This is a genomic window from Streptomyces sp. SCSIO 75703, assembly GCF_036607905.1.
Lineage (GTDB): Bacteria > Actinomycetota > Actinomycetes > Streptomycetales > Streptomycetaceae > Streptomyces.
The window spans coordinates 3,915,915-3,940,346 of the sequence record NZ_CP144555.1 but is presented as its reverse complement, the minus strand read 5'-3'; the positions used below and the strand labels follow the sequence as shown (position 1 = coordinate 3,940,346).

The following is a 24,432-nucleotide window of genomic DNA, read 5'->3' as shown; positions in this document are numbered from 1 at the left end:
CGGGCGCCGGCGGCGGTCGGCCGACGGGTCAGCCGAAGACCACCGTGCGGTGGCCGTTGAGCAGGATGCGCCGCTCGGCGTGCCACTTCACCGCCCGCGCCAGTGCCTGGCACTCCACGTCCCGCCCGATGGCGACCAGTTGGTCCGGGGTGACGTCGTGGCCGACCCGCTCCACCTCCTGCTCGATGATCGGCCCCTCGTCCAGGTCGGCCGTCACGTAGTGCGCGGTCGCGCCGATGAGCTTGACGCCGCGGGCGTGCGCCTGGTGGTAGGGCTTGGCGCCCTTGAAGCTCGGCAGGAAGGAGTGGTGGATGTTGATGATCCGCCCGTTGAGCTGCTTGCACAGGTCGTCGGAGAGGACCTGCATGTAGCGGGCGAGGACGACCAGTTCGACGCGCTCCTCGCGCACGATCTCCAGGAGCCGTGCCTCCGCCTCCGCCTTGGTGTCCCGGGTCACCGGCACGTGGTGGAAGGGGATGCCGTAGGTGCCCACCAGTTCCGCGAAGTCGGTGTGGTTGGAGACGACGGCGGCGATGTCGACCGGCAGCGCGCCGGTCCGGGCCCGGAACAGCAGGTCGTTAAGGCAGTGGCCGAAGCGGCTGACCATGAGGACGACGCGCATCCGCTCGTCGGCCCGGTGGATCTGCCAGTCCATCCGGAAGGCGTCGCCGATGGCGGTGAAGCTGGCCCGCAGCTTGTCGACGGTCACCGGGGCGTCCGCCGAGAAGTGGACCCGCATGAAGAACAGTCCCGTGTCGTGGTCGCCGAACTGCTGGCTGTCCTCGATGTTGCAGCCGGTCATGAACAGGTAGCTGGAGACGGCGTGCACGATGCCCTGCTTGTCGGGGCAGGACAGGGTGAGGACGTACTGGTCGGCCGGGGCGGCGACGGGGGCGGACTGCTCGTTCATGCGGGACAGGGTCCCACACCGGGTCACGGCGCCGGAGGGCGTCCCGCTAGGCGGACCGGGTCAGGAGGTGGAGGACCTCCAGGGTGCGGGGCTCCGTGTCGGGGTCCTCGCCGTCGCCGGTGGCGAGCCGCACGTGCGCGTCCCGGGCCGCCCGGACCGCCTCGGGCCAGTCCGGGTGGTCGAGGTACGCCTGCACCGGCGCGTCGGGCCCCACCTGGTGCATGATCCGCAGCACCCGCAGCACGGCGGTGTCGACGAGCGCCGCCTCCTGGGAGTCGCGGAAGATGGTGCCCACGTACTTCTCCGCCGACCAGTGGTCCAGCCAGGTGTCCTCCACCAGCCGGTACACCGCGTCGGTGACGTCCCCGTAGCCGTCCACGCCGGCCAGCCAGACGTCCCGCTGGAAGGCGGGGGTGGAGAGCATGTGCAGCGCGGAGCGCACCTGGCTGCGCCAGCGCCACCAGGGCATGTCGTTGAGTGGCATACCGCCCATGGTGGAGGAGCGACGGCCGCGACGGGAAGTGTTCTCCGAACCTTGCACGATCACCGATCGTACGTTTTCCCCGCCGGGCGCCCCCGCCGCCCCCGCTCTTCACCCCGGCGTCACCATGCGTCGACCCAGCGTCACCTGCCGGTTGGCCGTGTGGGGGAATCGTGCGGGTCCATGACCGGTAGGCAGCGCTTGAGCAGGATCCTCCTCCCCGGCCCCCGCGGCACCCGGGGCCCCGTCGGCCCGTCCCGCCGCTGGACCGCCGCGGGCGCGCTGGCGGCGGCCGCCGCGCTCACCGCCGGCTGCGGGGTCGTCCCCGGGACCACGGGGGGACTCGGTCACGCCCCGGTCACCGTGATGACCTGGGCCCCGCAGGAGACCAACGCGACCAACAAACCCGGCATGCCCGCCCTCGCCCGCGCCTACGGCCGCTGGGTCAACGCGCACGGCGGCCTCGCCGGACGCCCGCTGAACGTGCTGACCTGCAACGTCCGCAACGACGGGGTCTCCGCCGCCCGCTGCGCCCGCGCGGCCGTGAAGCAGGGCGCGGTCGCCGTGGTGGGCTCCTACAGCCAGCACGCCGACTCCTTCCTGCCCGTGCTGGAGGGCGCCGGCATCCCGTACCTCGGCGGCTACGGCATCACCAACGCCGAGTTCACCAGCCCCCTGTCCTACCCGGTCAACGGTGGGCAGCCCGCGCTGCTCGCCGGTCTGGGCAGCGCGCTGGCCGAGTCCTGCGGGCCGGTCGCGCTGGTACGTCCCGACACCCTCGCGGGCGACCAGTTGCCCCCGCTGCTCGACGCCGGGCTGACCTCCGGCGGGCACGCGGCGGCGCACGACCAACTCGCGCGGGAGGACGCCACCGAGTACGACGGCCAGTCCGGCCTGGCGCTGCGGACGGCCTCCGCCGACCCGGCCGCCGCGGGGTGCGTGGTGCCCGCCCTCGGGGACCGCACCGGCACCTTCATGGACTCCTTCCGGCGGGCCCGCCGGGACCACCCCGCGGTGCGCACGGCGACCGTGCTCGGCAGCGTCGACCAGTCGACGATCAACACCTCGGGCGGCGCGTCGGGGCCCTACGAGGGCGCGTACGTGACCGGTTGGTACCCGCCGGTGGACGACCCGGGCTGGGACACGATGAAGGAGGTGATCCAGGAGGAGGCGTTCGGCGACAACACCGTCGACCCGGCGGACGCCGGGGTGCAGACCACCTGGATCGCCTACACGGTCCTGCGCGGCATCGTCGAGTCGCTCGGCTCCCCCGAGGACGGGGTGAGCGCGTCCTCCCTCACCCGCGCGCTCAACGGCGGGCTGTCGGTGGGCACCGGCGGGCTCACACCGAAGCTGCGCTGGCGGTTCCAGGACAAGCTGGCCTCGGTCGGCTTCCCGCGGCTGGTCAACGCCGAGGTCACCCTGCACGTCGTCCGGGAGGGCCGGCTGGTCTCGGCCCGGGAGGGCACCCTCGACACGACGCCGATCCTGCGCAGCGCCCGGGTCCGCTGACCCGGGCGGGCCCGGCGCCGGGTCAGAGCTGGGTGGGCTCGCGCTGGGTGAGGCCGTACCGCTGGGCGATGGCGTTCCACAGCTTGGCGGCCTTGGCCTTCTCGGCGGTGGCCGTGCCGCTCTCCCGGTTGCCCGCCTGGGTCTCGGAGGTGGTGCGGGCCTTGCCCTTCTTGCAGCCCTTCTTGCCGGCCGTCTGGTCGGCCCAGGCCGCGTAGTGGTTGTCGGCCGCCTCCGAGGCGTGCCACGCCTTGGTGAGGGCGTCGGTCAGCTCGGCGTGCCGGGGCAGCCGGTCCACGGAGAGTTCGGAGAGGCTGGTGACCAGCCCGGCGCGCTGCGCGGCGGCCTCGCGCAGGTCCTCGGCGGCCTGCTCCAGGTTGTTGCAGGACTTCACGTCCGCCACGGCCTGGATCACCGTGGCGCGGCTGCTGCCGCTGTCGGCGAGGAGCTTGTCCAGCGCCTCGGCCTGTTCCCGGGCCGGGTCGGCGGGCGGCTCGGACGGGGCGGGGCTCTCGGGTTCCGCGGAGACGGGCGCGGTGGCGGAGACCGTCTGCCCGTCGGCCCGGTCGTCGCCGCCCCCGGCCATCAGGGCGCCCGCGCCGACGCCGACGACGGCGAGGCCGACACCGACGGCCGCGAAGAGCGGGGCGCGCGAACCGGTACGGCCCCCGCCGCCCCGGCCGCCGTCGCCGCCGCGTCTGCGTCCGCCGCCGCCACGGCCCGGGGGACGGCCGGGGCCGCCCGCCGGGGGCATGGCGTGGGGTACGTCCATGACCGGCATCTGCTGGGTGGAGGAGGAGCCGCCGTCGGCGCCGCGGAAGAGGTTGTCGAACTCGGCGGGCGGCTGCCGGCCCTCGTCACCGTAGGCGGGGCCGCCGGGGACGGGCGGGATGTACTGCGTGGCCTCGGCGTCGGAGCCGCCGTGCGGGGCCGGTCCGGACGGGACCGGCGGGATGTACTGGGTCGCGTCGGCGTCTGCTCCGGGGGGCTGCTCGGGGGGCAGGGCGCCCGGTCCGACGGGGGGTATGTACTGCGTCGCCCCTTCGTCGGATATCGGCACCGGCGGCAGGAACCGGGTGGCGCCCTCGTCGGCGGGGGGCGGCACGGACGCCTGGCCGCCGTACTGGCCGTGCCCGCCGTGCTGTGGGCCGTGACCGCCGTGCGGGCCGGGTGAGCCGTGCGGGCCGGGTGAGCCGTGCGGGTCGTGCGGGTCGTGCGGCGGGTAGTACGGGGCCGGGGCGCCGTAGGCCGGTGCCCCGTAGCCCGGGACGCCCGCGTCCTCCGGGGGCAGCGGGCCCGGAGGCGCCTGGGGCGGCAACGCGCCCGGGGCCTGCGGCGGGGGCGCGGACCACGCCTGCGCGCCGACCTCCGGGGCGCCCCAGGGCTGGGCACCGGGCGGGGTGGGCCAGCCCTGGTCGGCGCCGGGGGCCTGTCCGGGCTGCGCGGGCCCCCACGGCTGGTCCCAGGTCTGGCCGCCGGGCGGCGCCGAGGCGGGGGCGGGCGGGCCGGCCTGCGGTCCGGCGGAGGCGCCCGCCGAGCCCGGCAGCAGGGGCTCGCCACCGTCCGAGGGCAGCACGATGCCTTCGTGCGCGGGCCGCGCCGAGGGCTCCTCGCCCTGTCCGCTCTGCGTCACCGGGACTCCTGTGCGTGGGGGACCGTTCGAAATCGTCGGCTCACGCTACCGGTACCCCGGGCCCGTCGGCACGCCGCACCGGGCCTCCTCCCCTTCCCTGTGACCGCAGTAACAAAACCGGGCCGCGGCACGCTGTTTTCCCCTTTCCGCCGCGCACCGCGCCGCGTGCCGCGCGTTCGTCCGCCGTCCGCCCGCGGTTCACGCCGCCACAGGGAGATCCAGCCGGGCCCCGAACTCCCGTACCACCGCCTCCTCCCGGTACGGCTCCAGCCGCTGGCGGAAGTCCTCCAGGTACTCCGTGCCGCGCTGCGAGCGCAGCCCCTCCAGGAGGTCCACCGCCTTCAGCGCGGTGTGGCACGCCTGCTCGACCTCGCGCTGCTGCACCTGCGCGGTGGCCAGCAGCACCTGCCCGATGGCCCGGCGCCGGACCCGGGTGGCGGGGTGCCCGTCCAGGGCGTCCCGGGCGCAGCGGGCCGCGGCGTCGGCCTGCCCGAGGTCGCGGTGGCAGTGCGCCAGTTCGTCGGCGAGGTACGCCTCGTCGAAGTGGGCGATCCACGCCGGGTCGTCCCCGGAGCCCGCGTCGGCGGCCGCCAGCGCGTCGACGGCCCGGCCCGCGGACTCCTGGGCCGCTCTCGCGTCCCCGAGAAGCGCGTGGCCCCGCGCCTCGGCAGCGTGGAACATCGACTCGGCGCGGGGGGTGACCCGCCCGCGCGCGCCCTCCTGCGCGGCCCGCGCCAACTGGGCGATCTCCCGCGGGTTCCCGAGCTGCGCGGCCAGGTGGCTCATGGACGCGGCGAGCACGTAGCCGCCGTAGCCGCGGTCGCCGGCCGCCTGCGCGAGCCGCAGGGACTGGATGTAGTACCGCTGCGCCAGGCCCGGTTGGCCGGTGTCGACGGCCATGTACCCGGCCAGCTCGGTCAGCCGGGCGACCCCGGCGAACAACTCCCGCCCGACGGCCTCCCGGTAGGAGCCCGCCAGTAATCCGGAGACGACGCTGTTGAGGTAGTGCACGACCACCGGGCGCACGTGCCCGCTGCCGTGTTCGTGGTCGAGGTCCACCAGCGCCTGGGTCATGGCGCGTACGGCGGCCACGTCGGACCGGCCCACGCGCGGACCGGCCGACCGCGACACCTGCGGGTCGGGCGCGGAGATCAGCCAGTCGCGGCTGGGCTCGACCAGCGCCGAGGCGGCGACGGACGAACCGGACAGGAAGTCCCGCCGGCCCACGTCGCTGCGCCACAACTCGCAGACCTGCTCGATGGCTCCCAGCACCGTCGGCGAGAACTGGAGGCCGACGCCCGACGCGAGGTTCTTGCCGTTGGCCATGCCGATCTCGTCGATCGTGACCGTCCGGCCGAGCTTGCGTCCGAGCGCCTCGGCGATGATCGCCGGTGCCCGGCCGCGCGGTTGCTGTCCGCGCAGCCAGCGTGCCACCGACGTCTTGTCGTACCGCAGGTCGAGCCCGTGCTCGACCCCGCACATGTTGACCCGGCGGGCCAGGCCCGCGTTCGAGCAGCCCGCTTCCTGAATGAGCGCCTGCAGCCGTTCGTTGGGCTGCCGCGCGACGAGAGGCCTTGCGGCCATGGCGTACCCCCATGCTGTCTCGGCGGAACGAAAAGATCCGGCCGGGGAGATCAATGCCCCGTCGATGTGCCGACAATGCCAGACTTGCCAGGATTGCCGGGGTAACGGCCGGCGCCGGCCCCAGAGCTGGCTACCCAGCTCCCTTCGCGGAACCTCCCGCGCGCCCCCGTGGATGCATCCGTGCGCCCCGGGGCCGGGCCGGTGCTCCTCCCCCGCGCAGGCGGTCCGGCCTGCGACGACGACCCCCCGGGCACTGGGCGGCACCGACCGCGGGGCGGGATCGGCGGGCGGGGCGTAACCCGGCGTGAGCAGGGGAGTTGAGCTTCGCGTGGAAGACACTCTCGCGCCGGCCGAGGCCGCCCAGATTCCGCAGCAGCGCGGGGCATCGCTGCTGGAGACCGCCGCTCGTTACGCCGAGGAACGCCACTGGGAGGTGGTCCCCGGCGCCTGGCTGGAGACCACCGACGGGGTGCCGCGGTGCTCGTGCGGGGACCCGGCGTGCGCCAGGCCGGGCGCGCACCCGGCGCGCGAGGACTGGGCCGCGCAGGCGACCGGCAGCGTGAGCACCGTGCGCCGCATGTGGCAGGCGCGCCCGGCCGCGTCGATCCTGCTGCCGACGGGGCGGGCGTTCGACGCGCTGGAGGTGCCGGAGACGGCCGGGTTCCTCGCGCTCGCACGGATGGAGCGGATGGAACGGGCGATCGGCCCGGTGACGCTGGCCCCCGACCGCAGGATGCGGTTCTTCGTACTGCCGGGCGCCGCGGCGAAACTGGCCGATCTGGTACGCGGGATGGGGTGGTCGCCGCCCTCCCTGGACCTGACCGCGCTCGGAGAGGGCGGCTACGTCGCCGCCCCGCCCACCCGCTACGGGACGCGCGGCGCCGTGCTCTGGGCCCGCCGCCCCACCCCGGCCAACCGCTGGCTGCCGGACGCCGAGGAACTGGTGCCCTCCCTCGCCTACGCCTGCGGCCGGGACCGGTAGCGCGCCCGCGCCCGGCCGGGGGCACCCACGTCCGCGTAGGGTGCCTGTGACGGAGGGAGTGCACGGTGGGCGAGAGCGCCGTACGGGTACGGGGACTGTGGAAGCGGTTCGGTCAGCAGGTCGCGGTGGCCGGGGTGGACCTCGATCTGCCCGCGGGCAGGTTCATCGGCCTGGTCGGGCCGAACGGGGCCGGGAAGACGACGACACTCTCCATGGTCACCGGGCTGCTCCGGCCCGACCAGGGCTCCGTCGAGGTGGTCGGCCACGACGTGTGGCGCGACCCGGTCGAGGTGAAGGCGCGGATCGGGGTGCTGCCGGAGGGGCTGCGGCTCTTCGAGCGGCTCTCCGGACGGGAACTGCTCGCCTACTCCGGCCGGTTGCGCGGACTGCCCGGCGCCGAGGTCGACAAGCGCGCCGGCCAGCTTCTGGACGTCCTCGACCTGGCCGGCTCCCAGCACAAGCTGGTCGTGGACTACTCGACCGGCATGCGCAAGAAGATCGGCCTGGCGGCGGCGCTGCTGCACAACCCCGAGGTGCTGTTCCTGGACGAGCCCTTCGAGGGCGTCGACCCGGTCTCCGCGCAGACCATCCGCGGCGTCCTGGAGCGCTACACCGCCTCCGGCGCCACCGTCGTCTTCTCCTCGCACGTGATGGAGCTGGTGGAGTCGCTGTGCGACTGGGTGGCGGTGATGGCCGCCGGCCGCATCCGCGCCACCGGGCCGCTGGCCGAGGTGCGCGGCGACGCCCCCTCGCTCCAGCAGGCGTTCCTCGAACTGGTCGGCGCGGGCGGCCGGGACGCCGGTTCCGACCTCGACTGGCTGGGCGGCGGCGTCCGATGACCACGGCGACCGCGCCGCGCGCCGCGCTCCCCACCGCCGCGTCCCTCACCCCCGTCCTGATCCGGCTCAAGCTGTCGCTGCTCCGCAACGGACTGCGGCAGTCCGGCGGGCGCAAGGCCGCCTGGATCGCCTCGGCGGTCGTGGTCCTGCTCTTCACCGCGCTCCAGACCCTCGGCCTGATCGCGCTGCGCGGACACGCCCACGCGGACGCGCTGATCGTGCTGATGGCAGCGGTACTGGCGCTGGGCTGGGCGGTGATGCCGCTCTTCTTCAGCAGCGGCGACGAGACGCTGGACCCGACCCGGCTGGTGATGCTGCCGCTGCGGCCCCAGCCGCTGGTGCGGGCCCTGCTGGTCTCCTCGCTGGTCGGCATCGGGCCGCTCTTCACGCTCTGCGTCTTCGCCGGTTCGGTGGTCGCCCTCGCGCACGGCGCCGCCGCGTTCGTCGTCGGCGTGATCGGCGTGGTCCTCGCGGTGCTGGTCTGCGTGACCCTGGCCCGCACCGTGGCCGCCGCCAACACCCGGCTGCTGACCAGCCGCAAGGGCCGCGACCTCGCGGTGCTCAGCGGTCTGGTCGTCGCGGTCGGCGCGCAACTGGTCAACTTCGGGGCGCAGCGCCTCGGCACCGGCGGTCTGGCCCAGCTCGAACCGGCCGCGGACGTGCTGCGCTGGGTGCCGCCGGGCACCGCGGTCGGCGCGGTGGCCGCGGCGAGCGAAGGGCGGTACGGGACCGCGCTGGCCCAGCTCGCGCTGACCGCGGCGGCGCTGGTGCTGCTGCTGTGGGTGTGGTCGCGCCACCTGACCCGGCTGATGACCTCGCCGGACGGTTCGACGCTGGCCGCCGCGGACGACCGGCCGGCCCGCGAGCGCGGCTCGGCGGGGCTCGCCCGGTGGCTGCCGGCCGGGCGGACCGGCACCACCATGGAGCGCACCCTGCGCTACGTGTGGCGCGACCCGAAGACCAAGTCGGCCTGGGTGACGGCGCTGGCGATCGGTCTCATCGTGCCGGTCTTCAACGCCTGGCAGGGCACCGGCTCCGTGTACTTCTCCTGCTTCGCCGCCGGGATGCTCGGCATCCAGATGTACAACCAGTTCGGCCAGGACACGTCCGCCTTCTGGCTGGTGGCGATCACGATCTCCTCGTCCCGGGACGCCTACGTGGAACTGCGCGGCCGGGCGCTGGCGCTGCTGCTGGTGACCCTGCCGTACGCCACCCTGGTCACCGTCGTGACGACGGCGATGCTGGGCGACTGGGCCGCGCTGCCGCCCGCGCTGGGGCTCTCCTTCGCGCTGCTCGGCGCGATGCTGGCGACCGGCGCGTGGACCTCGGCACGCTTCCCTTACTCCATCCCGCAGGAGGGGTTCAAGAACGTCGCCCCCGGTCAGGTCGGACTGGCCTGGATCTCCATCGTGGGCGGCATGGTCGGCGCGGCCCTGCTCTGCGCGCCGGTCATCGCGGCCACGATCTGGCTGAACGTGAGCGCGGCCGGCGAGAGCTGGCGCTGGCTGCTGCTGCCGGCGGGCGCGGCCTACGGCGGCGCGCTGACCCTGCTCGGCCTGCGCATGGCGGCGCCCCGCACGGCGGCCCGCCTCCCGGAGATCCTCGCGGCGGTCAGCAAGGGCTGACGGGCGGCCGACCCCCCGGCGGCTCCGCCGCACCCCGCCGTGGGCCCCCACCGGGGCGGGGCCCGTCACACCCCACACGCGTGGCCCGATACAGGCCCCGACCGGGTCGGACTCACCGGCCGTCCGCCTGGCCAGGCGTTTCAGCCGGGTGCGGTGCGGTCGAGAGCGCGATCGATGATGTCGGCGATGAACGCGGAGGTCACCGTTTCGCCCTCGTAGGTCGCTCGGACGAGGATCGCGCCGACGAGCATGGCGAGGCAGGGCTCGACGTCGTCGGGCTGGAGATGCGCAGCGAGGACGCCCCGGACTCCGGTCGTGGCGGTCTCGTACAGGCGGTCCCGCAGGTCTCGCGCGCCTTCGTCGTGGCCGGCGCGTTCGATGACGCCTGCCATCAACCGGTCGTACCGGCCTTCTGACAGCGTCAGCGCAAGCGCGCTCAGCGAGTCATGGAGGTCTTCATGGAGATTTCCGTTGGCCGGCGGATGGGTCGTGTCCTCGCAGATGGAGGCGATCGCATCCCGCATGAGATCGACGGAGGTGGGCCAGTGCGTGTAGATGGTCGCCTTCGAGTACCCGGCCCTCCGGGCGACCTCGGCGTGCGTCGTCGCCTCCCAGCCTTCCTCCAGCAGTGACGCGGCGCTCGCTCTGATGACGTCGCGCCGCGTGCGCGCCACACGCGGATCTCTGGGCCCACCGGACGACTTTGCCACCCCAGGAGGATAACCCTTCTCGATCCGGGCGACCACTATTGAACATGCAGTACATTAATGAACTGCCCGTCCAATATCTGTCCGAGCGGTCCGGAACGCGGGCTCGCCCCTGCGCGCGCCGCCCACCTCCTCCCGCACCGTCCCGCAGGCCGGTTCCCTTGAAGGAGCTCCTCGATGACTTCCTCAGTGCCACACACCCAGCAAGCGATCGTGCAGAGCCGCTACGGAGCGGTTCGTGACGTGCTCGCACTGTCGGAGGCGGTTCCCGTCCGCGCTCCAGGACCCCAGGAGGTGCAGGTTCACGTCCGGGCGGCAGCGGTCAACCCCATCGACTGGCAGATGATCGAGGGGAACCGGCGCCTCGTCACCCGCCGCCGCTTCCCGTTCACGCCGCTGTTCGACCTTGCCGGTGTCGTCACCGCGGTCGGGGATCAGGTCACCTCGTTCCGCGTGGGTGACCGAGTACACGCCGACAACGAGGTCGGCGGAGGCGGCGCCTCGGTGTACGTCAATGTGCACTCGCGGCTGCTCGCCCACGCACCGGCAGGGCTGGACTTCGCCGAATCCGCCGCGGTCCCGCTCGCGGCGCAGACAGCGATGACCTGCCTCGACCGCGGCCGGGTCACGGCCGGAACCCGTGTCGCGGTGATCGGGGCATCCGGAGGCGTCGGCCACTTCGCCGTCCAGATGGCACGTGCGGCCGGGGCCTTCGTACTCGGTGTCGCCGGCGCACGCAACCAGGAATTCGTGCGGTCCCTGGGGGCGGACCAGGTCATCGACAGGAACGCGACCGATGTGGCGGCCCGCTTCGGCGCGGACTCGTTCGACGTGGTGGTCGACTGCGTCGGCGGACGCGAGCAGTGGACGCAGGCGCGGCGGGTCCTGCGTCCGGGAGGACGGTTCGTGACCATCGCACGCGACGAGGACGGCGTGGTCACACCCGCCTCCGCGGCCCGGCTCCTGACGACGATCACCGCTCGCAGGGTCCGCGGCGCGGGTCCGCGGGGAACAAGGTACGTTCCCGTCTTCCTCAAGGCTTCCGGGACCCTTCTGCGGCGTGTGAACGAGCTGATCGAAGGTAGCCGGGTCCGCGTTCGCATCTCTCGTTCCTTCCCCCTGACGCTGGAGGGCGTGAACGCGGCAGTCGACGAGAGCCGCACGGGACGCGTCACCGGAAAGCTGGTGCTCCAGCGATGACATCCCGGTTCCAGGACCGCGAACGGGCCGCTGCTCCGGGCTTCGCCTCCCCCCTCCGGCTACCCTGCGGCATCACTCTTCCCAACCGTCTCGTGAAGGCGGCGATGGAGGAGCAACTCGCGGGCAGGGGCGGCCATCCCGACGCCCGGCTCGTGACGCTCTACCGCACCTGGGACAGGGGCGGTGTGGGAATGATGCTGACGGGACACGTCATGGTCGACCGGTCGGCCGTCGCACAGCCGGCCGACATCGTCCTGGACGCCACCAGCGACCTCGCGCCCTTCCGGGAGTGGGCGGCGGCCGCGGAGACGAGCTCGTTCTGGATGCAGATCAACCACCCGGGCAGAGTCGTCCAGCGGGACACCGGTTCGCGAGCACTGGCGCCCTCGGCGGTGCCCGTGGACATCGGCCCGCTCTCGAAGCTCTTTCCGGCACCGGAGCCGATGACAGCGAGCGACATCCGGGACACCGTGGAGCGGTTCGCGGTCACGGCGGAGCTCGCGGACCAGGCGGGATTCGCCGGTGTCGAGATCCACTCCGCGCATGGATACCTGCTCGCCCAGTTCCTCTCCCCGCTGGTCAACAAGCGGACCGACCAGTGGGGAGGCTCCCTCCGCAACCGTGCCAGGCTGCTCCTCGACGTCGTCGCGGCTGTCCGCGCGCGCGTGTCACCGGGTTTCGGCGTCGCCGTCAAGCTCAACTCGGCAGATTTCCAGCGTGGCGGCTTCGACCTCGAAGACGCGCACCACGTCATCGAGTGGCTCGGCGACAGTGTCGACTTCGTCGAGCTGTCCGGCGGGAGCGTCGAGTCGCTCGCCACGGCCGGTCACCCGGCAGACGAGCGCACCCTGGAGCGCGAGGCCTACTTCCTCGAGCTCGCCGGAGAGCTCGTCGCGGACGCTTCGATTCCCCTCATGCTCACCGGCGGGATCCGACGGGCACGGGTCGCAGAGGACGTGACAGCGCGCGGGTTCTCTCTCGTCGGTGTCGCGACTGCGCTCGCGCAACAGCCCGACGCCCCCCTGCGCTGGCTCGCGGGCGAGGACGGCGAGGTCCCGGCCCCCCGCTCCTCCCTGCGGTCCACATCCCTTCGCGCGGCAGCGGTACAGGCGAGCATCACCTCGCGGCTGCATGATCTCGGCCGCGGCCGTTCAAGACCGACGCTCGCCCCGGCCGCCGCCCTCATCGTTGACCGATACCGGCGATCCCGCGCGGTTCGCCGCTACCGTCGGGAGCGATCGGCGGCACTGTAAGACGTCCGGCCCGCCGCGTGGCTGTTCGTTGTCACAGATTGGTCCTTCGGTCGGTGCCGGCATGTGGTGACCTGGGCAGGAGTGGGGCGAGGAGTCGCCGTTGCCCGGTGCTCCGGATCGTGGCGGAGCGGCGGGTCAGCCGGGCTACGCCCACGCCGGGCACAGGCCCCGCGGGGCGGGCTCCGGCCCACCGGGGCCCTCCTCGCCCCTCGGCCAAAGCGGCGCCCCTCGCGGCAGGGCGCGGTGTCTGCCGGGGGCGAGGCGCGGCCCCGTCGGGCCGGGAGGCCCCGGCGGCCGGGTCAGGGGTGGCGGAGGCCGTCCAGGAAGGGGGTTATGGCCGAGCGCCATGCCTCCGGCTGGTCGTAGTGGACGAAGTGGCCCGCGTCGGCCACCTCCGCGTACCGGCCGTGTGGCAGGACGCGGACCATCTCCTGGGCCTCGGCCCGGCCCAGCTCACCGTCGAGGCCGCGCACGACCAGGGTCGGGCAGCGCACCTGGGCCAGCTCCTCCCAGTGGGCGTCGTAGACCCAGGTCTCCCGGGAGCGGAGCATCTGCTCCGGCTCGAAGACGGGCCGCCAGCCGTCGGGGGACTCGGCCATCACCTCGGCGAAGAACTCGCCCCGGGCCGGGTTGGGCCGCTCCACCCGCGGATCGTCCCCGCCGAACCACTTGCGCACGTCGGCGAGGGAGGCGAAGGGCACCGGCCAGGTGGCGAACCACTCGGTCCACTCCTGCTGGGAGGCGGCGCCGAGCGCCGAGGCCCGCATGTCGCAGACGACCAGTCCGCGGACGAGGTCGGGCCGCTTGGCGGCGAGCTGCCAGGCGGTCAGCGCGCCCATGGCGTGGCCGATGAGGACGGCCGGGCCGAGGCGGAGCTGCTCCAGGGTGGCCTCGACGTCCCCGATGTACGCCTCACGCGTGTACGCGGCCCGGGGCGGCTTGTCGCTGCGGCCGTGGCCGCGCTGGTCGAGGGCGACGGCCCGGTACCGCGCGGAGAGCCAGCGCGCGGTGGGGGCCCAGTGCGAGGCCCGCCCCATCAGCCCGTGCAGTAACAGCACCCCCGGCAGCCCGCCGGGCCCGTCCCGCGGGGGGTCCGCGTCGGCCTTGGGCGGGTCCCCGAACTCCCAGGCGGCGAGGCGTACGCCGCCCGCGCCGGTCACGTCGATGCGCCGCGCCATCCGTCCTGGCACCCCCAAGCTCCGCTCGCACCGGTACCGCCCCACCCGGGCCGGCCGGTCCTGTGCACCGTGTCCTGCCTGCCGTGCCGTGCCGTCCGGCCCGACGTCCGGACGACCTCCGCAGAGTATCGAATGTCCATTCGAAAATGCCGTCCCGTCGGGCAACACCCCTCCATCGAGTGACACCGTCAGGGATTGATCGCCGTCACCGAGGGGAGATCTCCACCGGGAGGCGGACCGCTCGGGGAAAACGGTCCGAGGGGAACGACCCTGAGAGCTCGGGGCTCCGGGTCGACACAGGGGAGGACAGGCCCCGGCGCCACACGGCGCCGGGGCCTTCTCCGTCTCTCCGACACGTCCCGCCCCCTCCCCCAGGCCCGCCCGGCGCCACCGCCGGGGGCCCGGCCCCGAGCCCTCATGTCATATGCCTCATGCGACAGCGTGGCACGCGAACCGGCCGGGCGCTGCCGTTCGGCACGGGAATCCGGGATTCGACGCGATCCGCCCGGTGCCGCGGACCGGCCACCGGACGACGGCGCGCGGGCCGCGGGACGGCCCGGGTCAGCGCTTGGCGACGAACACGTGCGAGGCGACGTCCGCCGCCAGCTCGGCCGCCTCACCGCCGCTGCCCACCAGCACCCCGCCGGCCGACTCGGTCACGCTCACCACCGAACCGGGCTGCACACCCGCCCGGCGCAGCGTGTACATGAGCTGCGCGTCCGTCTGGATCGGCTCGCCGATCCGGCGCACGACGACCGTCTTGCCGTCGGTCCCGGGGTCGAGGTCGGCCAGCGAGACCATGCCCTCGTCCAGGAAGGGGTCGGCGCCGTCCGGCTCGCCCAGCTCCTCCAGGCCCGGGATCGGGTTGCCGTAGGGGGACTCGGTCGGGTGGCGCAGCAGCTCCAGCACGCGGCGCTCGACGGCCTCGCTCATCACGTGCTCCCAGCGGCACGCCTCGGCGTGCACCTGCTCCCACTCCAGGCCGATCACGTCGACGAGCAGGCACTCCGCGAGCCGGTGCTTGCGCATCACGCGCGTGGCCAGCCGACGGCCCTCCTCCGTCAGCTCCAGATGCCGGTCGGCGGCGACGGACACCAGCCCGTCCCGCTCCATGCGCGCCACCGTCTGGCTCACCGTCGGGCCGCTCTGGTCGAGCCGCTCGGCGATCCGGGCGCGCATGGGGACCACACCTTCCTCCTCCAGCTCCAGAATGGTGCGGAGGTACATCTCCGTGGTGTCGATCAGTCCGGACATACGTGCCCCTTGATGAGATCTTCCGGGAGCCGCGGCCCCGGCGTGTGCGCTGGCCCTGGATTCAATTCTGACGCATACCACCGACAACCGGGCCGCGCTGTGAAAAGCCGCGGACCGCCCGGGCCCGGCGGCCGTGTTGACACCGTACTGGTCCAGACCGCACGGTGATCCGCGACGCAGGCACACCGAAGGGGCTCCGCATGAGCGACCGCAAGCCGGCCGGCCAGTTCCTCGACGCGGCGATCGGGCTGCTGCAACGGGTGCGCGAGGAGGAGGCGGACGCCGTCGAGACAGCCGGCACGCTGCTCGCCGACACCGTCCAGACGGGCGGCAGGCTCTTCGCCTTCGGCGCCGGGCACTCCTCCCTCGCCGCCCAGGACGTGGTCTACCGCGCCGGCGGGCTCGCCCTGATGAACCTGCTCGCCGTGCCCGGGGTCGTCGGCGTCGACGTGATGCCGGCCACGCTCGGCTCCGCCCTGGAGCGGGTCGACGGACTGGCCTCGGCGGTCCTGGACGCCTCCCCGCTCCGCGCGGGCGACGCCCTGGTGATCGTCTCCCTGTCCGGGCGCAACGCGCTGCCCGTCGAGATGGCGCTCGGCGCCCGCGCCGCGGGGGTCCGGGTGATCGGCGTGACCTCGGTGGCGTACGCCTCGGAGACGGTGTCGCGGCACTCCTCCGGCACGTTCCTCAAGGACCACTGCGACGTCGTCCTGGACTCCAAGATCGCCGTCGGGGACGCGGAGCTGAGCCTCGACACCGTCCCGGCGCCGTTCGCGCCCGCCTCCACCGTCGTGACCTCGGCCCTCATGCAGGCGATGGTGGCGACCGCCGCCGCCGTCCTCGCCGAACGCGGCGTCGAGCCCCCGCTGCTGCGCTCCGGCAACGTCGACGGCGGCCTCGAATGGAACGACCGCGTGCTGGACCGGTACGGGGACCGGATCTTCTACCGCAGGTGAGCGGCGCGCGCCCCGTCGCGGGGCCCGGTGACGGCCGGCCCCGCGCCCGCGCCGCGGGGCAGGCGGCCTCCGGGCCGGTGCGTACGGGCCACACGGACCGCCGCTCTTCCGGCCGGTCCCTCACGTGCCCGACAGGTCCAGGAGCGTGGCGATGCGGACGGCGACGTCCTCGGCGTAGACCGCGTCGGGGCGTTCGAAGGCGCTGCGGCCAGCCCCGCGCAGGAAGGTGACGACGCCGAGCGTGCGGCCCCGGCTGCGCAGCACCACGCACAGGGCGTGCACCGCGTCCCCGGGCCACTGCCGGGCCGCCGCCCACTCCCGGGCCCGTTCCGCCGACACCGCCTCCCTGCCGCCGCCGGAGCCCGCGCCGGCCCTGACCGAGCCCGCCCGCTCCACGCACTGGAGCGCCGGGTGCCCGTCGGGATAGCGGACCGGGAGCCCGGCCGACGCCGGCGGCACGCCGGGGGCCGGGGTGCCGGAGGGGGTGGTGACCACCCGGACCAGCCGCACCGGCCGGTCCTGCTCACCGTCCCGCAGGGGCCCGCCGGCCACCCGGTCGATGAGGGCGTGGTCGGCGAATCCGGCCAGCGCGAAGTCGAGGTGGACGGTGGCCGCCTCCGCCGGGTCCTCGCACTCGGCCGCGGCCCGGCCCGCCCGGTGGAGCTGGTTGGCGCGGAAGCGCAGCAGGGCGGCCTCCTGCTCGGCCCGTTTGGCGTCGGTGACGTCCTGGAACAGCCAGCCCACGCCGAGCGGAACCGGTTCTTCGGCGAGCGGCGAGGCGAGCCGGACGAAGCCGCTGCGCCAGCACCGGCGCCGCTCGCCCTCGGGTCCGCGCACCGTCACCCACATCTCGGCGGGGGCGGGCGGGGCGCCCTCGGCCAGCACGTGGGTGAGCGCGTTCTCCAGTTCCTCCACGCCCTGGGAGAGCAGGTCGCCGAGGGGGCGGCCGAGGACGGAGGTGCGGCCGGCGCCGAGCGCGCGGGCCGCGTGCGCGTTGACCACGGCGGGGCGCAGGTCGACGTCGACGAGGACGACGCCCCAGCCCGCCTCGTCCAGCAGGGCCTCGCTCAGCGCGATCGAGCGTTCCAGGTCGATCTGGGCGTGGACCTCGCTGAAGGCGCAGTACACCCCCGCGGGCCGTCCGTCGGGGCCGCGGACGGCGGCCGACTGGGTACGCACCAGCACCCGTCCGCCGTCCTTGGTGAGCAGGGCGAACTCGTGCACCTGGCGGCCGGGCGCCCGCATCGCGGAGAGCAGCCGCTCCTCCACCTCGCCCGCGTCGGCGCTGCGCACCGCCCAGCCGGCGAAACCCTGCCGGCCGACGGCCTCCTCGGCGCTCCAGCCGAGGACGCGCTCGGCCTCGCGGTTCCAGTGGGTGACGACGCCGTCCGCGTCGAAGGCGCACAGCGCCGCGTCCATGCCGTCGAGGAGCGCCGCGAGCAGATCCGCGCCGACCCGCTCGGGCTCGTCCGGCCCCAGCTCGTCGGTGGTCCCACTACGCCGGGAAGCACTCACCTGGACCCCCTGCAGGCTGCGTCCGCCGCGCGGTACGTCGTGTCGTCACTGGCTCTCATTCATTACTGGCCTTCATTCAACTCGAACGTGATGCAGCACACATCCTGTTCCCGCAAGAAGGCGGAAATCGTTGCCCCGCGGAAACCCGGCATACGCCTCCGGAACGCGGCACCGGCGGGGTTCCCGGAAAAAGGCGTTGAGGGACGGCCGAACGGTTCCTAGGGTGTGAGGTACACGAGAAGGGAGGTGGTTCGGCAGATGTACGACAACCGGACGCGTGAGGTGGCTGCGGGCTAGCGGTCCGCCACCGACACGCTGCGGTGCCGGACCAGCGCGCGATCGAGGCGCGCGGCCGGCCCAGTCTCCAGCAGTCACCCGACCCGCGAGTCGCCGGTACGTCCGGCCGGCTCCTCCCCCGGGAGGAACCAGACTCGCGGGTCGCCCGCGTTCCGGGGGCGCGGTCAGCCGGCGATGCCGGCGTAGCCCTCGACGTCGCGGGGGTCGCGGGGGCCGGGGCCGACGTAGCGGGCCGAGGGGCGGACCAGGCGCCCGGTGCGCTTCTGCTCCAGGATGTGCGCCGACCAGCCGGCCGTGCGGGCGCAGGTGAACATGGACGTGAACATGTGCGCCGGGACCTCGGCGAAGTCCAGCACGATCGCGGCCCAGAACTCCACGTTGGTGGCGAGGACCCGGTCGGGGCGGCGGTTGTGCAGCTCGGCCAGGGCCGCCTTCTCCAGGGCCTCGGCGACCTCGAAGCGGGGGGCGCCCAGCTCGCGGGCGGTGCGCCGCAGCACGCGGGCGCGGGGGTCCTCGGCGCGGTAGACCCGGTGGCCGAAGCCCATGAGCCGCTCGCCGGCGTCCAGGGTCCTGCGGACGTACCCCTCGGCGTCCCCGGTGCGCTCGATCTCCTCGATCATGTGCAGGACGCGGGAGGGGGCGCCGCCGTGCAGCGGGCCGGACATGGCGCCGACCGCCCCGGAGAGGGCCGCGGCGACGTCGGCGCCGGTGGAGGCGATGACGCGGCCGGTGAAGGTGGAGGCGTTCATGCCGTGCTCGGCGGCGGAGGTCCAGTAGGCGTCCACCGCGGCCACGTGCCGGGGGTCGGGCTCGCCACGCCAGCGGATCATGAAGCGCTCGGTGATGGTGCGGGCCTTGTCGATCTCGGCCTGCGGGACCATCGGCAGGCCCTGGCCGCGGGCCGACTGGGCGACGTACGACAGGGCCATCACGGCGGCGCGGGAGAGGTCGCTGCGGGCCTGCTCGGCATCGATGTCCAGGAGCGGTTTCAGGCCCCAGACCGGAGCCAGCATGGCGAGCGCGGCCTGGACGTCGACGCGGATGTCGCCGGAGTGGACGGGGAGCGGGAAGGGCTCGGCGGGCGGCAGGCCGGGGTTGAAGGCGCCGTCGACGAGCAGGCCCCATACGTTGCCGAAGGAGACGTGTCCGACGAGGTCCTCGATGTCGACGCCGCGGTAGCGCAGGGCGCCGCCTTCCTTGTCGGGTTCGGCGATCTCCGTCTCGAACGCGACGACTCCCTCAAGCCCGGGTATGAAGTCGGACATCAGGCGGCTCCTTCGATCGTGTTCGTGAGGGGAGAGGCGTGGCGTGAGCGGACGGCGGGTGTGACCGGCGCTCGGTGGGTCCGCTGTCACACCAGGCGACTCACGGCTCCCTCGTCACTCCTGTGATGCCCCGTTCGGCCGGCGGTCATCCAACGCGAACGGCACCAGCACGATATCCCTGAGTGCCACTTTTGGGGAGGGGGTGCGGCACTCAGTGCCACGAGGGTGACTGATCCCACCCGCGCGACCACGGTGGGTGACCGCCGGTTCCGCGGGGGACGGACCGCCTCCGGGGCGTCCCGGGATGGGGCAGGATGACGGCGTGACCGACCGCGACGCCGTCCCCTTCGATCTCGCCTCGATGCGCAAGCAGTACCGGGCGGAGGGGCTCTCCGAGACCGAGCTGGCCGCCACCCCCGTCGAGCAGTTCGCGCGCTGGTTCCGCCAGGCCGCGACCGAGGGCGGGCTGTTCGAGCCGAACGCCATGGTGGTCTCGACGGCGGACGCCGGGGGCCGCCCCAGCTCCCGCACGGTGCTGCTGAAGCACTTCGACGAGCGCGGCTTCGTCTTCTACACCAACTACGGCTCCCGCAAGGGCCGGGACCTGGCCGGGAACCCGCACGTCTCGCTGTTGTTCCCCTGGCACCCGATGGCCCGGCAGGTCATCGTCACGGGGGTGGCCCGGCGCACCGGGCGGGACGAGACGGCCGCCTACTTCCGGACCCGGCCGCACGGCTCCCAGCTCGGGGCGTGGGCGAGCGAGCAGTCCTCGGTGGTGGCGGGGCGCACGGCGCTGGACGCCGCCTACGACGAGCTGGCCGGCCGCTACCCCGAGGGCGAGCAGGTGCCGGTGCCGCCGCACTGGGGCGGGTACCGGGTGGTGCCGTGGACGGTGGAATTCTGGCAGGGCCGGGAGAACCGGCTGCACGACCGGCTGCGCTACGTGGCCGCGGCGGACGGGGCCTGGCGCGTGGAGCGGCTGGCCCCCTGAGCGCGGCGGGACGGCCGGGCTCAGGGGTCCGGCCCGGTGCGGTCTCCCGGGCCCGGCCCGCCCCGCGCCCGCGCTCAGCCGCCGTCCGGCGCCCCGCCCAGGGCGTCGTCCAGCAGCCGGGCCCACTGGTCGACCACCCGGCGGCGCCGGGGGCCGTCGTCGGTGAGGAGGGTGGCGAGCCCCAGGCCGCGGGCCATGTCCAGCAGCCCCTGCACGCTCTCGCGGACGCCGGGGCGGGACTCGTCGGCGCCGAGCAGTTCCACCGCGATCCGGTGGCTCTCGCGGCCCACCCGGGCCTCCAGCTCGGTCACCCGCGCCCGCAACTGCTCCTCGTTGGAGGCGGCCACCCACAGGTGCAGCGCCGCCCGGAAGAGGGGCCCGGTGTAGAGGTCGACCAGGGCGGCGACCACCGCGCGCCGGTCCCCCGCGGCGGCCCCGTCGGGGAAGAGCGTCCGCAGCGCCCCGGAGCGCTCCTCGGCGACGTACTCGACGGCCGCGGTGAACAGGTCCTCGCGGGTCGGGAAGTGGTGCTGGGCGGCGCCCCGCGAGACCCCGGCGCGCTCGGCGACGACCAGGACCGTGGAACCGGCCCAGCCGTGTTCCGCCAGGCAGGCCACGGCGGCCTCCAGCAGCCGTCGCCGGGTGGCCCGGCTGCGGTCCTGCTTGGGGACTCGTTCCGCACGGTCTGCCGTGCTCACACCACCCATTCCGGTTCCCGTCGTTCGAGGAAGGCCGTCATCCCCTCGCGGGCCTGCGGGGAGGCGAACAGCCGGGCCGAGAGTGCGGTCAGTTCGGCCGCGTCCCGGTCGAATGCCTCCAGCACCCTAGCCGTGAGCAGCCGTTTCGTCGCGGCCAGGGCCTCGGGTGAGGCGCGGCGCACACCGTCGAGGACCGGCGCGAGGACGGCGTCCACGTCGTCGCCGGCCGCCGTGACCACGCCGGTCCGGGCGGCCTCGGCGGCGTCGAAGCGCTCCCCGGTCAGGCAGTGGCGGGCGAGGGCGCGGGGCTCGGCGCGGGGCAGCAGGGGCAGGGAGATGAGGGCGGGGGCCACGCCGACGCGGACCTCGGTGAAGGCGAACGTCGACGCGGTGGAGGCGGCGGCGATGTCGCAGGCGCCGAGCAGACCGAGGCCGCCCGCCCTCACGTGGCCGTCGACGCGGGCGAGGACCGGCCGGGGCAGTGCGACGATCCGGCGGAGCAGGGCGGTGAGCGCCGCGGGGTCGGGCGGGTCGCGCAGGTCGGCGCCGGCGCTGAAGGCGGGCCCGGTGTGGGTGAGGACGACGGCCCGCACGTCCGGGTCGGCGGCGGCGTCGGCGAGCGCGTCGGACAGGGCGGCCACGAGGGCCCCGGAGAGGGCGTTGCGGCGTCGCGGGGCGTCGAGGGTGAGGGTCTCGACGCCCCGGTCGCGGGTGCGGACGACGCTCACGGGCGCTCCCGCAGGGCCCGGCGGAGGATCTTGCCGCTGGCGGCGCGGGGCACCGCGTCGAGGAAGGTGACGCGGCGGACGCGTTTGTGGGGGGCGACGCGGTCGGCGACGTAGCGGCGGACCTCGTCCTCCGTGAGTCCGGCGGCGTCCGCCCGGCGCACGACGTGGGCGTGCGGGATCTCGTTGCCGTCGGCGTCCAGGGCGCCGACGACGGCCGCGTCCGCGATGCCGGGGTGGCCGAGGAGCAGGGCCTCCAGTTCGGCGGGCGCCACCTGGAAGCCCTTGTACTTGATCAGTTCCTTGACCCGGTCGACGACGAAGAGCCAGCCGTCCTCGTCGACGTGGCCGACGTCGCCGGTGTGCAGCCAGCCGTCCGGGTCGATCATGGCGGCGGTGGCGTCGGGGCGGCCGAGGTAGCCCTTCATGACCTGGGGGCCGCGGATCAGGATCTCGCCCCTCTCGCCGGTGCCGAGGTCCCGTGCGGGGTCGTCGAGGGAGACGACGCGCATCTCGGTGCCGGCGATCAGCCGGCCGACGGTGCCGGGCGGTGCCTGGTCCATGGCGTCCAGGGGGACGACGTGGGTGCCCGGGGAGAGTTCGGTCATGCCGTACGCCTGGCCGACGGGCGGCAGGCCGAGCCGCCGGGAGCAGGCGGCGGCGAGCGCGGCGTCCAGCGGGGCGGCGGCGGAGACGACGTACCGCAGGGACGAGAGGTCGTAGGCGGCGACCCGGGGGTGCTTGGCGAGGGCGAGGACGAGGGGCGGGGCCACGTAGAGGCCCGTGATGCGGTGGTCCTGGACGGCGGCGAGGAACTGCTCCAGGTCGAAGCGGGGCAGGACGACGACGGTGGCGCCCTGCCGCAGCGGGGCGTTCATGAGGGCGGTGAGCCCGTAGATGTGGAAGAAGGGCAGTACGGCGAGGACGCGGTCGCCGGGGGCGGCGGGGATGGCCGGCTGGAGCTGGGCCAGGTTGGTGGCGAGCTGGCGGTGGGTGAGCATCACGCCCTTGGGCGTGCCGGTGGTGCCGGAGGAGTAGGGCAGGGCGGCGACGTCCTCGGCCGGGTCGATGGCGACCTCGGGTGCCGGGGCCTCGGGCGGGTCGGCGAGCGAGCGGTGGCCGGCGGCCCGGTCGCAGACCATGATCTCCTGGATGCCGCCCGCGAGGGCGGCGGCCCGGCGGGCCGTGTCCAGCAGCGGTGAGACGGTGACGATCCAGCGGGCGCGGGCGTCGGCGAGCTGCCGGGCGAACTCCTCGGCGGTGGCGAGCGGGTGGCTGGTGGTGACGGTGGCGCCCGCCCGGATGGCGGCGTGGAAGGCGACCGGGAAGGCGAGGGTGTTGGGGCTGTGCAGGGCGAGCACGTCGCCCTTGCGGACCCCCGCCCCGGCGAGCGCGGCGGCGGTGCGCCGGTGGAGCCGGTCCACCTGCGCGTAGGTGAGGGTGGTGCCGTCGGTGCCGTCGATCAGGGCGGGGGTGTCCCCGAAGCGGGCGGCGCCGCCGAGCACGGCCTCGTGGAGGGGCAGGTCGACGGGCGGGACATCGGCGTACTCACTGCGGAACACGGTTCCTCCTCGCTCCGCGCGGTGCCGGGCGGGCACCGGCTCGGTGCTCAGTACGACTTGGGCAGGCCCAGGGTCTGGTGCGAGACGTAGTTGAGGATCATTTCCCGGCTGACCGGGGCGATCCGGGCCACCCGGGAGGCGGTGATCAGCGAGGCGAGCCCGAACTCGCGGGTCAGGCCGTTGCCGCCGAGGGTGTGCACGGCCTGGTCGACGGCGCGGACGCACGCCTCCCCGGCCGCGTACTTGGCCATGTTGGCCGCCTCGCCGGCGCCGGTGTCGTCCCCGGCGTCGTAGAGCCGGGCCGCCTTCTGCATCATCAGGCGGGCCAGTTCGAGGTCGATGTGGGCCTGCGCGAGCGGGTGGGCGATGGCCTGGTGGGCGCCGATGGGCGTCTTCCAGACGGTGCGTTCGCGGGCGTAGGCGACGGCGCGGGCGAGGGCGTGGCGGCCCATGCCGACGGCGAACGCGGCGGTCATGATCCGCTCGGGGTTGAGCCCGGCGAAGAGCTGGAGCAGCCCGGCGTCCTCCTGCTCGCCCACCAGTGCCGAGGCGGGCAGCCGGACGTCGTCCAGGACGAGTTCGAACTGCTTCTCGGCGGCGCGCAGTTCCATGTCGATCGGGTGGCGGCCGAAGCCGGGGGTGTCGCGCGCCACGATGAACAGGCACGGCTTGAGCCGCCCGGTGCGGGCGTCCTCGGTGCGGCCGACGACGAGGGTGGCGTCGGCGATGTCGACGCCGGAGACGAAGACCTTGCGGCCGGTGAGCACCCAGTCGTCGCCGTCGCGGCGGGCGGTGGTGGTGATGCGGTGGGAGTTGGAGCCGGCGTCGGGCTCGGTGATGCCGAAGGCCATGGTGCGGCTGCCGTCGGCGAGGCCGGGGAGCCAGGTCCGCTTCTGCTCCTCGGTGCCGAAGCGGGCGATGACCGTGCCGCAGATCGCCGGGGAGACGACCAGCATGAGCAACGGGCAGCCAGCAGCGCCGAGTTCCTCCAGGACGATGGAGAGGTCGGCGATGCCGCCGCCTCCGCCGCCGTACTCCTCGGGGAGGTTGACGCCGAGGTAGCCGAGCTTGCCGGCCTCGGCCCACAGGCCGGTGGGGTGGGCGGGCTCGCCGTCGGGGCGGGCGAGGTGGGCGCGGCCGTGGCGCTCGCCGAGGGCGGCGACCGCGGCGCGCAGGGCCTGGTGCTCGTCGGACTCGATGAGGGTGGTCATACGGCTCCTTCGGCTGCGGGTGGATGCTCTCTTCGCGGGCGGTGCCGGGGGGGCGAG

The 24,432-nt window shown here is 74.4% G+C and carries 21 protein-coding genes; 8 read left to right on the top strand and 13 right to left on the bottom strand.

Annotation, left to right across the window (positions count from 1 at the left end; translation table 11 throughout):
* Positions 1-28 precede the first annotated feature (28 nt).
* The gene (purU, locus tag VM636_RS17330) at positions 29-910 is read right to left on the bottom strand and encodes a formyltetrahydrofolate deformylase (RefSeq protein ID WP_030419411.1); all 882 of its coding nucleotides are present in this window, start codon (positions 908-910) and stop codon (positions 29-31) included.
* Positions 911-956: 46 nt separating this feature from the next.
* Entirely contained in the window at positions 957-1,403 is a 447-nt protein-coding gene (locus VM636_RS17325; protein WP_051821246.1) for a hypothetical protein, read from the bottom strand.
* A gap of 171 nt (positions 1,404-1,574) precedes the next feature.
* Here VM636_RS17325 and VM636_RS17320 point away from each other — a divergent pair, with 171 nt between their 5' ends.
* A complete protein-coding gene (locus tag VM636_RS17320) occupies positions 1,575-2,903 on the top strand; it encodes an ABC transporter substrate-binding protein (RefSeq protein ID WP_053914050.1) in 1,329 nt (442 codons plus the stop codon).
* Positions 2,904-2,925: 22 nt separating this feature from the next.
* Here the strand turns inward: VM636_RS17320 and VM636_RS17315 are convergent, their stop codons facing one another.
* Together VM636_RS17315 and VM636_RS17310 are read right to left on the bottom strand one after the other, a co-directional pair.
* Entirely contained in the window at positions 2,926-4,533 is a 1,608-nt protein-coding gene (locus VM636_RS17315; RefSeq protein ID WP_053914049.1) for a hypothetical protein, read from the bottom strand.
* Between the two features lie 198 nt (positions 4,534-4,731).
* A complete protein-coding gene (locus VM636_RS17310) occupies positions 4,732-6,117 on the bottom strand; it encodes a hypothetical protein (RefSeq protein ID WP_030419415.1) in 1,386 nt (461 codons plus the stop codon).
* A 328-nt stretch (positions 6,118-6,445) separates the two neighbouring features.
* Here VM636_RS17310 and VM636_RS17305 point away from each other — a divergent pair, with 328 nt between their 5' ends.
* From VM636_RS17305 to VM636_RS17295, 3 genes are all read left to right on the top strand, one after another.
* Positions 6,446-7,099, top strand: coding sequence for a bifunctional DNA primase/polymerase (locus VM636_RS17305; RefSeq protein ID WP_338485080.1), 654 nt, complete (start codon positions 6,446-6,448; stop codon positions 7,097-7,099).
* 65 nt (positions 7,100-7,164) lie between these two features.
* Entirely contained in the window at positions 7,165-7,938 is a 774-nt protein-coding gene (locus tag VM636_RS17300; protein WP_030419417.1) for an ABC transporter ATP-binding protein, read from the top strand.
* Positions 7,935-9,563, top strand: a complete 1,629-nt coding sequence (locus VM636_RS17295) for a hypothetical protein (protein ID WP_030419418.1) — start codon at positions 7,935-7,937, stop codon at positions 9,561-9,563. The genes VM636_RS17300 and VM636_RS17295 overlap by 4 nt, the downstream gene beginning before the upstream one ends.
* A 140-nt stretch (positions 9,564-9,703) precedes the next feature.
* On the opposite strand, the gene VM636_RS17290 is transcribed toward VM636_RS17295, so the two are convergent.
* The gene (locus VM636_RS17290) at positions 9,704-10,273 is read right to left on the bottom strand and encodes a TetR/AcrR family transcriptional regulator (RefSeq protein ID WP_030419419.1); all 570 of its coding nucleotides are present in this window, start codon (positions 10,271-10,273) and stop codon (positions 9,704-9,706) included.
* A gap of 174 nt (positions 10,274-10,447) precedes the next feature.
* Here VM636_RS17290 and VM636_RS17285 point away from each other — a divergent pair, with 174 nt between their 5' ends.
* Entirely contained in the window at positions 10,448-11,470 is a 1,023-nt protein-coding gene (locus VM636_RS17285) for an NAD(P)-dependent alcohol dehydrogenase (RefSeq protein WP_037857778.1), read from the top strand.
* Positions 11,467-12,723, top strand: a complete 1,257-nt coding sequence (locus tag VM636_RS17280) for an NADH:flavin oxidoreductase/NADH oxidase family protein (protein WP_051821247.1) — start codon at positions 11,467-11,469, stop codon at positions 12,721-12,723. Before VM636_RS17285 ends, VM636_RS17280 begins: the two co-directional genes overlap by 4 nt.
* Before the next feature lie 299 nt (positions 12,724-13,022).
* Here the strand turns inward: VM636_RS17280 and VM636_RS17275 are convergent, their stop codons facing one another.
* Together VM636_RS17275 and VM636_RS17270 are read right to left on the bottom strand one after the other, a co-directional pair.
* Complete coding sequence (locus VM636_RS17275) at positions 13,023-13,901, bottom strand: alpha/beta hydrolase (protein ID WP_030419422.1); 879 nt, start codon at positions 13,899-13,901, stop codon at positions 13,023-13,025.
* A 561-nt stretch (positions 13,902-14,462) separates the two neighbouring features.
* Positions 14,463-15,155 (bottom strand): metal-dependent transcriptional regulator, encoded by a 693-nt coding sequence (locus VM636_RS17270; protein WP_030419423.1) that lies wholly within the window; start codon positions 15,153-15,155, stop codon positions 14,463-14,465.
* A 200-nt stretch (positions 15,156-15,355) separates the two neighbouring features.
* Here VM636_RS17270 and VM636_RS17265 point away from each other — a divergent pair, with 200 nt between their 5' ends.
* Entirely contained in the window at positions 15,356-16,111 is a 756-nt protein-coding gene (locus VM636_RS17265) for an SIS domain-containing protein (protein ID WP_030419424.1), read from the top strand.
* Positions 16,112-16,231: 120 nt separating this feature from the next.
* On the opposite strand, the gene VM636_RS17260 is transcribed toward VM636_RS17265, so the two are convergent.
* Both VM636_RS17260 and VM636_RS17255 read right to left on the bottom strand, forming a co-directional pair.
* Positions 16,232-17,626, bottom strand: a complete 1,395-nt coding sequence (locus VM636_RS17260) for a PAS domain-containing protein (RefSeq protein ID WP_030419425.1) — start codon at positions 17,624-17,626, stop codon at positions 16,232-16,234.
* A 461-nt stretch (positions 17,627-18,087) separates the two neighbouring features.
* The gene (locus tag VM636_RS17255) at positions 18,088-19,188 is read right to left on the bottom strand and encodes a citrate synthase 2 (protein WP_030419426.1); all 1,101 of its coding nucleotides are present in this window, start codon (positions 19,186-19,188) and stop codon (positions 18,088-18,090) included.
* A gap of 304 nt (positions 19,189-19,492) precedes the next feature.
* On the opposite strand from VM636_RS17255, the gene pdxH reads away from it, so the two are divergent.
* Positions 19,493-20,179: a pyridoxamine 5'-phosphate oxidase gene (gene pdxH / locus VM636_RS17250; RefSeq protein ID WP_030419427.1), complete on the top strand. Its 687-nt coding sequence runs from the start codon at positions 19,493-19,495 to the stop codon at positions 20,177-20,179.
* A 74-nt stretch (positions 20,180-20,253) separates the two neighbouring features.
* Here the strand turns inward: pdxH and VM636_RS17245 are convergent, their stop codons facing one another.
* From VM636_RS17245 to VM636_RS17230, 4 genes are read right to left on the bottom strand one after another with little or no spacing between them, the layout of a single operon-like run.
* Positions 20,254-20,886 carry a TetR/AcrR family transcriptional regulator gene (locus VM636_RS17245; protein ID WP_030419428.1) on the bottom strand — a complete coding sequence of 211 codons (633 nt, stop codon included), beginning with the start codon at positions 20,884-20,886 and terminating at the stop codon, positions 20,254-20,256.
* Complete coding sequence (locus VM636_RS17240; protein WP_030419429.1) at positions 20,874-21,605, bottom strand: enoyl-CoA hydratase family protein; 732 nt, start codon at positions 21,603-21,605, stop codon at positions 20,874-20,876. The genes VM636_RS17245 and VM636_RS17240 overlap by 13 nt, the downstream gene beginning before the upstream one ends.
* Positions 21,602-23,164 carry a 4-coumarate--CoA ligase family protein gene (locus tag VM636_RS17235; protein ID WP_338485073.1) on the bottom strand — a complete coding sequence of 521 codons (1,563 nt, stop codon included), beginning with the start codon at positions 23,162-23,164 and terminating at the stop codon, positions 21,602-21,604. The genes VM636_RS17240 and VM636_RS17235 overlap by 4 nt, the downstream gene beginning before the upstream one ends.
* A gap of 47 nt (positions 23,165-23,211) precedes the next feature.
* Positions 23,212-24,375, bottom strand: a complete 1,164-nt coding sequence (locus VM636_RS17230; RefSeq protein ID WP_053914047.1) for an acyl-CoA dehydrogenase — start codon at positions 24,373-24,375, stop codon at positions 23,212-23,214.
* Between the last annotated feature and the right edge of the window lie 57 nt (positions 24,376-24,432).

Coding starts and splice junctions, on each gene's coding strand:
- VM636_RS17285 (WP_037857778.1), top strand. CDS start 10,448: ATGACTTCCTCAGTGCCACACACCCAGCAAGCGATCGTGCAGAGCCGC.
- VM636_RS17325 (WP_051821246.1), bottom strand. CDS start 1,403: ATGGGCGGTATGCCACTCAACGACATGCCCTGGTGGCGCTGGCGCAGC.
- pdxH (WP_030419427.1), top strand. CDS start 19,493: ATGGGGCAGGATGACGGCGTGACCGACCGCGACGCCGTCCCCTTCGAT.
- VM636_RS17270 (WP_030419423.1), bottom strand. CDS start 15,155: ATGTCCGGACTGATCGACACCACGGAGATGTACCTCCGCACCATTCTG.
- purU (WP_030419411.1), bottom strand. CDS start 910: ATGAACGAGCAGTCCGCCCCCGTCGCCGCCCCGGCCGACCAGTACGTC.
- VM636_RS17275 (WP_030419422.1), bottom strand. CDS start 13,901: ATGGCGCGGCGCATCGACGTGACCGGCGCGGGCGGCGTACGCCTCGCC.
- VM636_RS17310 (WP_030419415.1), bottom strand. CDS start 6,117: ATGGCCGCAAGGCCTCTCGTCGCGCGGCAGCCCAACGAACGGCTGCAG.
- VM636_RS17295 (WP_030419418.1), top strand. CDS start 7,935: ATGACCACGGCGACCGCGCCGCGCGCCGCGCTCCCCACCGCCGCGTCC.
- VM636_RS17320 (WP_053914050.1), top strand. CDS start 1,575: ATGACCGGTAGGCAGCGCTTGAGCAGGATCCTCCTCCCCGGCCCCCGC.
- VM636_RS17265 (WP_030419424.1), top strand. CDS start 15,356: ATGAGCGACCGCAAGCCGGCCGGCCAGTTCCTCGACGCGGCGATCGGG.
- VM636_RS17230 (WP_053914047.1), bottom strand. CDS start 24,375: ATGACCACCCTCATCGAGTCCGACGAGCACCAGGCCCTGCGCGCCGCG.
- VM636_RS17280 (WP_051821247.1), top strand. CDS start 11,467: ATGACATCCCGGTTCCAGGACCGCGAACGGGCCGCTGCTCCGGGCTTC.
- VM636_RS17255 (WP_030419426.1), bottom strand. CDS start 19,188: ATGTCCGACTTCATACCCGGGCTTGAGGGAGTCGTCGCGTTCGAGACG.
- VM636_RS17245 (WP_030419428.1), bottom strand. CDS start 20,886: ATGGGTGGTGTGAGCACGGCAGACCGTGCGGAACGAGTCCCCAAGCAG.